Source organism: Sphaerochaeta sp. S2, assembly GCF_016406725.1.
GTDB lineage: Bacteria > Spirochaetota > Spirochaetia > Sphaerochaetales > Sphaerochaetaceae > Sphaerochaeta.
The window spans coordinates 1-8,704 of record NZ_JAEKNT010000393.1 but is presented as its reverse complement, the minus strand read 5'-3'; the positions used below and the strand labels follow the sequence as shown (position 1 = coordinate 8,704).

The window sequence follows — 8,704 nt, the reverse complement described above, 5'->3', positions numbered from 1 at the left end:
GGGACACCGGGGGTGAAAGTGGCATCCTTCAGGAGGATTGATGGGAGAAGGAACATCTCCCATAACAATTCGCTTCTTTGTCTCTCGGGCCCTTGGATCCGTTGCAGGAAATGCATTGAACAAAGCTTGCGTATAGGGATGCATATGGTTGCCTACAAGTTCATTCTTGTCGGCAATTTCCACAATTCTCCCCAAATACATCACATCGAACCTCGCAATACGCCCTAGATAAAGACCATACTGCTGTATCAGGGGCTTATCCAACCCAAGTTCTGTACGCAACTGTGCAACCTGTTCTGCATTCGCTCGTTCGCCCAGCATTATGCGCGCAGGATCGCCAGGAGCTAGAGCTATCATGAGAAACACGAGGGTGATGACACCAAATATTGTTGGAATCAACAAGGCCAATCGCTTTAAAATATGTTTGATCATACAATCCTCGTAAAAATGAGAAACATCAGACAATCACCCCCTGCTGGGGGTGACTGTCAATGTATTCAATACTCAATACAACCGTTTATTTATCCAACCAGACATGCTTGAATACGCGCTTTCCGGTAGGATACAACACGAAATCGTTCACATAGTCCATTGCTGGAACAGTTACGACAGAGTGGGCAATCGGTACCCAAGGAGCTTCCTCGTGGAAAACTTCCTGAGCAGCACGATACAATCTGTCACGCTCTGCCTGATCGGTGGTAACCTTTGCCTTTGCACAGAGATCAGTGAACTCTTTGTTCTTCCAAAGGGCAATATTACCAGCTGGAAGCTGTGCAGCAGGTTCTGAGAGAAGAACCCAGAGGAAGTTGTCTGGATCACCATTGTCACCAGTCCAACCAAGCATTGCACTCTGGTGCTCGCCCATATCAGTCTTGTCGAGATACGTGCCCCATTCATAGGAGACAATCTCAGCATCGATACCAACCTTGACCAGCTGGGCTTGCATGATTTCTGCTACCTTGCGGGCATCTGGGTTGTAAGGACGTGCAACAGGCATTGCCCAAAGCTCCATCTCGAATCCATTCGGGTACCCTGCTTGAGCCAGCAATTCTTTTGCCTTCTCAGGATTGTAACCGTAGTCTTCGATATCATCGTTGTAGGACCACATCCCAGGAGGAATTGGGTTCTTTGCAACTTGTCCGGCTTCACCATACACACCATCAACAATTTCCTGCTGGTCAATAGCATAGTTCATAGCCTGACGAACCAGTTTATTGTCAAAAGGTTTCTTTTCGGTGTTCAAGGCAAGGTAACCAACATTCAAACCAGCCTGCTGGATAAGTTGAATGTTTTCGGTCGAACGCATGGCAGGAATATCATCATTGGAGGGGAAGTCAATCAAGTCAACCTCGCCCTTCTGCAATGCCAACCAACGTGAGGTTGCATCGGGAATAACCTTGAGGATCAAGCGGTCAAGATATACAGGGCCACCCCAATAATCAGCATTTCTATCAAATACGATGTCAGAATCCTTTGTCCATGAGACAAACTTGAATGCACCAGTTCCTACTGGGTTGTTCTTGAAGTCTTCCCCGTACTTGGCAACTGCAGTTGGAGATACGATTGATGCAAAATCCATAGCCAAGTTGGCAATGAAAGGAGCTTCAACCTTCTTCAAGTTGAACTGTACCGTGTAGTCATCAACACATTAGAGAGTTCTGGGGGGAAGTGGCAATTATTTAGTTGTCCTAAGCTGGAAAGTTTTCTGTTGACTTACAGTGGCAAAAATTCAACTGACTCTTACAAATAGAAAGAGTCAAATTACAGAGAATCGTAAAAACCAAGAAAAATACTAATGATTAAGGATAGACCTAGGACAGATAACCCACCTTATGTCATCAATATCTTATTACTGTAAATTTACTTAGCATGTGACATATCACAATCTTTCAGATCCAAAAAAAAATATTCCATATTGATTTTTCCTAGGAAAAAACCTACCTATTCCCCTTGTATTCATATACAACTGTTGTCATATGTATATAAATTGAGCTTTCCTTTCATGAAAAATTAAGCAGTCCAAACCGAAAGCCCTGCCCTTTCTTCACTAAAGAAATCGAGATACCAGACCAAGAGAAAGCAACCAAATAGTATCAAACGCACTACTCACGTGTGAGAACAACGTCCTCTTCAATGACATACTCTTCTGCTATCCCTTGCACGATGACATCCTGGATTGTCAATGAAACATTACGTAGCCTAATACCACGTCCCTCTGTAATAGGGAGTCCTTCATACATCTCGCTTTCACTTACCGGTTCAAGATGCTCATCTGCCACCGTGAATGTACAGCCAGAAATCACCAGATCACGGATGGGAGACTCAGGGAGCCCTACAATGAAGGCAGCACTGGATCTGTTATTGGTACTTGTGCATCCTTCAATGGTGACATGCTCGATATGGGGTGTTGTAGGTGTCACCGGTTTCCTCTCTAAGGAGAAATCTTCAGCATCCAGACTACCACAGCGGTAGTACATATTCACCGTGAGCGGACAGAGGTTGTTGTCCATCCTGATATCCTGGAAATGCAAGTCAGAAATATGCCCACCGCGACCTCTTCGGGTCTTGATCCTGATACCCCTGTCGGTACCATCAAAGAAACAGGAACGAACCACCACATCATGGATACCTGCAGCGGTCTCACTACCGATAACGGCTCCCCCATGGGCGTGTCTCACGGTACATCCCTCAATAATGATATCGCTGGTCTTCCGGTTCACGGCAACCCCATCCTTTCCGCTTCCACTCTTCAGGGCAATTCCGTCATCTCCAACGTCGATCAAGCAATTCTTGATCGTCACAAAGGAGCAAGAGTCAACATCGATTCCATCGGTGTTGGGTGCATCCGGTGGGTTTATGACAGAAAGATCCTTGAGAATGATGTTTGTACTATAGAGGGGATGAACGGTCCAGAAGGGACTGTTCTGTATGGTCAGTCCCTCAATCTTCACATTATTGCTTTCCCTGATCTGCAACAAGGGAGGACGAAGGAACTGACTCTGACGGCCTCCTCCACCTCCACTCTGTCTCTCATAACCAGGGTTCAACTTGGCCAGTTCAGTCTCGATGGCTGAGACAGGACCTTTCTGGGTATTTCGTTTCTGTTGAGCGGTTGCCCACCACCAGGGACCACTTCCGTCTATGATGCCCTTCCCACGAAATATGAGACCATCTGATTCATTGATCAGCAAACAAGGATGCATGCAGTAACAGTTAACCCCTTCCCATCGTGAATAGAAAGGCCGGTAGAGGTTCTCGTTTGCAATGAAACGTATGGTTGCACCTGTTTCAAATTCCACCACAAGATTTGTTGCAGTGATGTGTATTGGGCCGCTCAGGTACTCTCCTGCCCCGATCCGCAAGAGTCCCCCCTTTTGCAAGCTTTCAAACGCTCGTTTGAAGACTTCGCTGTTGTCAAACTGCCCGTCTCCGATGGCACCGAAATCTGCCAGCGTATATTCCTTGTTCATGCAATTACCTCTTTCTTTACTTTAACCACCCTGTATCCTACAATACCAGCTATGAAACAGTTAGGAATCAGAGCTCATGATCTTGGTACCTTCGATACCATTAACGACCTTGCAAGCGAGATTTCCCTCTATGGGGATTCAATCCCCATTCAACTCGCTTTGAAAAAAGTTCTCAAGAACGCTCCTGATGCAGAAGACTACAGTGAGCAGTTCATCACCTCCGTTCGAGATGCACTCAAGGCGAAAGGTGCATACGTAGGAGTTTTTGGAAGCTACATCAATCCCGTACACCCTGACAAGGCAGAGAGGGATGCAGAGTTGCGTAGATTTGAAAACCACCTAAAATATGCCAACCTCCTTGGATGCCCTTTGGTGGGAACCGAAACCGGCTCCTTCCACCCTGGCAACGCCTACCACAGCGAGACTGCAAGTGCCAAAGTACTCGACATCTTCTATCGTAGCATAGAAAGGCTCCTTGAAGCTGCCGTTAAGTATGATGCAATCGTTGGCATCGAAGCGGTAAGCAAACAGCATACCATCAGCACCATCCCAAGAATGGCAGCCTTGATGGAGAAGTTTGACAGTCCCCACCTTAGAGTCATCTATGACCCGGCAAATCTCGTCCCATGGATCGGGATAAGCGAGGCAGATGGCAGTGTCATGGGCACTCCCTCATTTACCGCCCAGAAAGACTTCTTCTGCTCCGCCCTCGATGCATTCGGGGATAAGATTGCAGCAATCCACGTCAAGGACTACAAGCTTAACGACCAAGGTATAAAGGTCGGGGATCTCACGGTAGGGGATGGGGTTCTGGACTGGAAATTCCTTTTCGGAGAACTGAGAAGACGAAATATTGAAGTCCCTGCCCTGCTCGAAGATCTAACGGTCTCTACCTTGAAGGAAACACTTTCATTGCTCTCTACATACTGAACCATGCCAGAAGAGCCCTCAAGGGCTTTTCATGGCAGGTTTTTGTATCTTTCCGTACTCTACAACAAGAGCGGCTGCTCGAAGGAGACAGGCCGCTTGTTGTCGGAAAGGACCTTGGAAAGGTAGTTTGTATCCAGCTCAAGCTCTGATACCAAGCGAAGCAGTACCTCTTCCGGTACAAGATTCTGCTCACAGAAGAGAAATACCAGCGCTTTTTCCGCAATATTTTGCGGGAGCAGGGCATTGAAGAAGATTTCTTCGTCTGTCTTTCCCCGGTAACGTTCACAGAAGTTCTCATAGAGCATCGACTGCTCAATATCTCCCTTCAGGGCAGCAAGTTCATTTCTCAATGGCTTCTCATCCCCACGTGATGCAAGCTCACCCAGTGGTTTGAGGTGGAAGAATGTATACTCCTTCCCGGGAAGATAGTGATGTTCATCACAACGAGCGGCATAGTTCGGCTCCAGGGTGCTATCCTTATGGGAATCCCCACCAACGATGATCAGAGGATCGAAATAGAGTGCCGGGCACTCCTTTCCTTCCACCTGATAGTATCGATAGGTATAGAATGCATCACTGATACAGTCTGGATGTTCACAATACGCAGTAAGTGGGATTACATCGGTTGCAATATCGAGCATCAACCGCGCAGTGGAATTGAACAGGTCCCGACGGAAGTTCAGGATCAAGGTAGGGAATATGAACATAACCCCACGTTCATAACTATGATTACGTACTACATAAGCAAGCCTTTCATCAAAGAATGATGCTTCATCAATGATAAAGGTTCCCACAGTAGGATTGTCCTGAAGCACTCTCTCCAAACCAAAAGAGTCCCTGATTCTCGCAATATTCTCCCCACAGCTTACATATCCACTGCGGTAGCAGAGCGCATCCTCAGGATAATCGGTAAACCGGGTGCCATCGATCTCGGAACGGATGAAGAAGACCTTCCGGCGATCAACCTGCCCACTACTGGTCAGGTTTCTTACCTTCTCTCCCTTCCTCTGTGCAATGGCAGCATCCCGCCATACCCGTGCTGCAAACTCAGTCTTGCCCGAGCCCATGGGTCCTATCAGCAGAACCCTTCGCCCGGGCGACGTGAAATCAAAATGCGAGAATGTTTCATGGACATCAAGCGTGGGAAACCCCAGACTCTTGAGGAAATCGGCACTTTCAATCTTCTGTTCAATTCGCGCCATTCGACCCCTCTAAAATTGCAATGCCGCTTGAGGCCCCGATTCTTGTAGCCCCTGCTTCAATCATTGCAATGGCATCCTCGTATGTACGTACTCCTCCAGAGGCTTTGACGCCCAACTCTGGCCCAACTGTCTTACGCATCAAGGCAATATCCTTGGCGGTTGCTCCACCGGTGGAGAAACCGGTAGAAGTCTTTACAAAGTCTGCACCGCTGGCTTTTGCCAACCTACAGGCACGTACTTTTTCCTCTTCATTCAAAAGACAGGTCTCGATGATGACTTTCAGGTGTGCCTTTCCACAAGCCTTCTTCACTGCAGTAATATCATCCTGTACCAAATCATCATCATGGTTCTTCAAGAACCCGATATTGATGACCATATCAACCTCTTCGGCCCCAGCTTTCACTGCTGTCTTGGCCTCAAAGGCCTTACTCTCTGTAGCCATTGCACCCAAAGGGAACCCAACCACGGTACAAACCTTTACATCACTCTTCTCCAACAATTTAACACAGAGCGGCACCCAGCAACTGTTTACACATACTGAAGCAAAATGATATTGGGCTGCTTCCTTGCAAAGTTTCTCTATCATAGGACGAGTCGCAGAAGCTGCGAGCACCGTGTGATCGATGTATTTAGCGACATCTTCTTGTTTCATTGGCATCCTCCCTAGCATCAGGTACTACTGCTAGCTTACTCCAAAAATTATCGATGAGCAACGAGAATAGCATCCCAAGCTTGACGAAGGACCCTGCTCCCTATACCCTAGCATCATGATTCTTCAAACCATCGAACAATACTATACTTGGGCTCTGATCGCTATCCTTTTACTTAATCTTGCCCAACGAAAAATTCCGGGAACCTATAAGAAACGGTTTGCCACCATCTACCTGGCCTCAATCTTGCTTCTTTTTGAGGTAGGAGTGGTAGTCATCCTCTCCAGGGATTTGAACCACAATCTCGGTTGGTTGGTAGCCATTATCTGTGCAGGGCTTCTTTTCCTATTGAGAAAGAGAGCCCTTCCGTTCCGTTTCCACTGCGTTGAGTGTGACAAGCGACTTGATTTCAACCACATCATTGGCCATGACGACAATCTTTGTCAGGAGTGCCACTACAAGGCTCATCCTGAGGAAGCCAAGGCGGAAGAAGAAAAGAAGAAAGAGCTTGCACAACCTGAAGAGGCTGAAGAGGATACACGCTATCGTGATGCAGCCTCTGTTGCAGACATTGACTGGGACCTGTGGGAACCTAAGGAAGTGTGTGTCATCACCTATCTGTTCAATGATGACCAAGTGCTTCTTATTGACAAGAAGACCGGCCTGGGCTCTGGACTGGTAAACGCTCCTGGCGGTCATATTGAAGAGACTGAAACCGCTCTTGAAGCTGCAAAGCGCGAATTTACCGAGGAGACTGGTCTTGAGGTTGATGACCTGCGCATGGTTGGAAAGCTTAACTTCCAGTTCCGTGATGGTCTTTCAGAACGAGGCTATGTCTATTTTGCTTACTCCTTTAGTGGAGAACTCCAAGAAACCGATGAAGCACGCCCCTTCTGGTGCCCGGTAAGTGAAATCCCCTATGACAAGATGTGGGAGGATGATATTCATTGGCTTCCGCTTGCCATGGAAGGAAAACGCTTTGAAGGATCCTTCATTTTCGATGGACAGGTAATGGTAGACAAATTGATCACTACCGAAGAGGACGATGAAGAAGAGCTCTGACCTGGCTCTGGGAAGCTGGCAATTTGGTCCCAGCCATGGATTTTGGACCGGAAGCACCACACAAGCTTCCCGTCTTACGATCAGCGCTGCATACAAGGCAGGTATCAGGCATTTTGATACCGCCCCAGCATATGGGAACGGCCTTGCCGAACAACTGCTCGGTTCGGTCCTCTCTGGAAAATCAGCCATTATTGATACAAAATTCATGCCCAAACACCCCAACTTGGTGGCTCAAGATGTCCAGAAAAGCCTCGACCGACTTAAGAGAACCTCGGTAAACACCCTGTACCTGCACTGGCCTAGCTCTTCGCTAGACCTTAGACCCATCGTGGAATCAGCAGCAGGTCTTATCGAGCAAGGAAAAGTTCAATCCCTTGGGCTTTCCAATACCCCCCTCTCCTTGGTGCAAAGGTTGCATGACCTTCCCATCACGTTCCTGCAAATACCTTGTTCGCTCCTGTGGACAAGGGGACTGGAAGAGTATAAGGAGTATGCAGAAAAGCAAGGCCTCTCCTTGGTGGGATACAGCCCACTGGGCCTTGGCTTGCTTAGTGGCAACCATCACCATAGACCCAATGACAGCAGGGGGGATCTCTATGTTTACCAAGACAGAGCCTATTCGGTATTCATGGAATTGCTTGATCTGCTCTCTTTCCTTGCAAAAGAGAAAGGACTAAGCATGCCTCAACTTGCCCTGGCCTGGGCTCGGAGCCAGGATTTTACAAGCATCCTTGTTGGAGCACGTTCACCACAGCAGCTATTCCCGCTCCTGGAAACCGATGTAATCAGCCTTGACGAAGGAGAGAAAAGGTTGTTGGATGAAGTGGCAGGACGATTAAGTGCATGCGCTCCCCCTTCATGGGACAATCTTTTCGGACATAGGTGGTAGCATGAAAATACTCAAGCAACGCTCACAGTGTGAGATTGAAGTAAAAAAATCTCGATTCATAGCTATCGCTCAACCCATCAGTGAACTCTCCGAGATCAAGAACCTGGTTAATGAAACGAGGGCTGAACATCCAGGGGCTAATCATGTTGTTCATGCTGCTGTCGTTGGACCAAAGGGAGATCTCTATAGCTATAGTGATGACCATGAGCCAAAGAATACTGCAGGCAGACCCGCACTTGAGGTACTGAAAGGGAGCAGCGTCACCAATATCCTGATACTCATCATCCGTTACTTCGGAGGAACGTTATTGGGCACTGGAGGTCTGGTGAAAGCCTATGGCGATAGTGCCAAGGAAATCCTCTCCATTATCAAGACAGAAGAGTTGATAGAGAAAACAAGGTTCTCCTTCACGATACCCTATAATCTCTATGAGCTAGCAAAGATTGACCTTGGATTGCTTCAAGCGGATATTGAAAAAGAGGAATTCACAACGGATGTATC

Annotated in this window: 8 protein-coding genes and 1 pseudogene; 4 read left to right on the top strand and 5 right to left on the bottom strand. The window is 47.5% G+C overall.

From position 1 onward, the window contains the following. From JF818_RS11630 to JF818_RS11620, 3 genes and pseudogenes are all read right to left on the bottom strand, one after another. Positions 1-432 (bottom strand): oligopeptide/dipeptide ABC transporter ATP-binding protein (locus JF818_RS11630; protein ID WP_370570334.1); only part of this gene is annotated, 432 nt, incomplete at its 3' end. An 85-nt stretch (positions 433-517) separates the two neighbouring features. Beyond that, positions 518-1,633: pseudogene (locus JF818_RS11625) on the bottom strand (ABC transporter substrate-binding protein); the annotation flags it as partial. A 469-nt stretch (positions 1,634-2,102) separates the two neighbouring features. Beyond that, on the bottom strand, positions 2,103-3,470 hold the full coding sequence (locus JF818_RS11620) for a glycoside hydrolase family 28 protein (protein WP_198892171.1): 1,368 nt from the start codon (positions 3,468-3,470) through the stop codon (positions 2,103-2,105). A gap of 51 nt (positions 3,471-3,521) precedes the next feature. On the opposite strand from JF818_RS11620, the gene JF818_RS11615 reads away from it, so the two are divergent. Continuing rightward, entirely contained in the window at positions 3,522-4,400 is an 879-nt protein-coding gene (locus JF818_RS11615) for a sugar phosphate isomerase/epimerase (RefSeq protein WP_198892170.1), read from the top strand. Positions 4,401-4,459: 59 nt separating this feature from the next. Here JF818_RS11615 and JF818_RS11610 read toward each other — a convergent pair whose 3' ends face one another. Both JF818_RS11610 and deoC read right to left on the bottom strand, forming a co-directional pair. Further along, positions 4,460-5,602 (bottom strand): thymidine kinase, encoded by a 1,143-nt coding sequence (locus tag JF818_RS11610; RefSeq protein WP_198892169.1) that lies wholly within the window; start codon positions 5,600-5,602, stop codon positions 4,460-4,462. Then, complete coding sequence (gene deoC, locus JF818_RS11605) at positions 5,589-6,254, bottom strand: deoxyribose-phosphate aldolase (RefSeq protein WP_198892168.1); 666 nt, start codon at positions 6,252-6,254, stop codon at positions 5,589-5,591. Before deoC ends, JF818_RS11610 begins: the two co-directional genes overlap by 14 nt. A 115-nt stretch (positions 6,255-6,369) precedes the next feature. On the opposite strand from deoC, the gene JF818_RS11600 reads away from it, so the two are divergent. From JF818_RS11600 to JF818_RS11590, 3 genes are all read left to right on the top strand, one after another. Beyond that, a complete protein-coding gene (locus JF818_RS11600; protein WP_198892167.1) occupies positions 6,370-7,314 on the top strand; it encodes an 8-oxo-dGTP diphosphatase in 945 nt (314 codons plus the stop codon). Continuing rightward, positions 7,298-8,203, top strand: coding sequence for an aldo/keto reductase (locus JF818_RS11595; protein ID WP_198892166.1), 906 nt, complete (start codon positions 7,298-7,300; stop codon positions 8,201-8,203). Before JF818_RS11600 ends, JF818_RS11595 begins: the two co-directional genes overlap by 17 nt. A gap of 1 nt (position 8,204) precedes the next feature. After that, positions 8,205-8,704 (top strand): YigZ family protein (locus tag JF818_RS11590; RefSeq protein ID WP_198892165.1); only part of this gene is annotated, 500 nt, incomplete at its 3' end.

Bases quoted from the DNA above. Each gene is read 5' to 3' on its own strand.
- JF818_RS11600 (WP_198892167.1), top strand. From the start codon at position 6,370: ATGATTCTTCAAACCATCGAACAATACTATACTTGGGCTCTGATCGCT.
- JF818_RS11610 (WP_198892169.1), bottom strand. From the start codon at position 5,602: ATGGCGCGAATTGAACAGAAGATTGAAAGTGCCGATTTCCTCAAGAGT.
- JF818_RS11620 (WP_198892171.1), bottom strand. From the start codon at position 3,470: ATGAACAAGGAATATACGCTGGCAGATTTCGGTGCCATCGGAGACGGG.
- JF818_RS11595 (WP_198892166.1), top strand. From the start codon at position 7,298: ATGAAGAAGAGCTCTGACCTGGCTCTGGGAAGCTGGCAATTTGGTCCC.
- deoC (WP_198892168.1), bottom strand. From the start codon at position 6,254: ATGAAACAAGAAGATGTCGCTAAATACATCGATCACACGGTGCTCGCA.
- JF818_RS11615 (WP_198892170.1), top strand. From the start codon at position 3,522: ATGAAACAGTTAGGAATCAGAGCTCATGATCTTGGTACCTTCGATACC.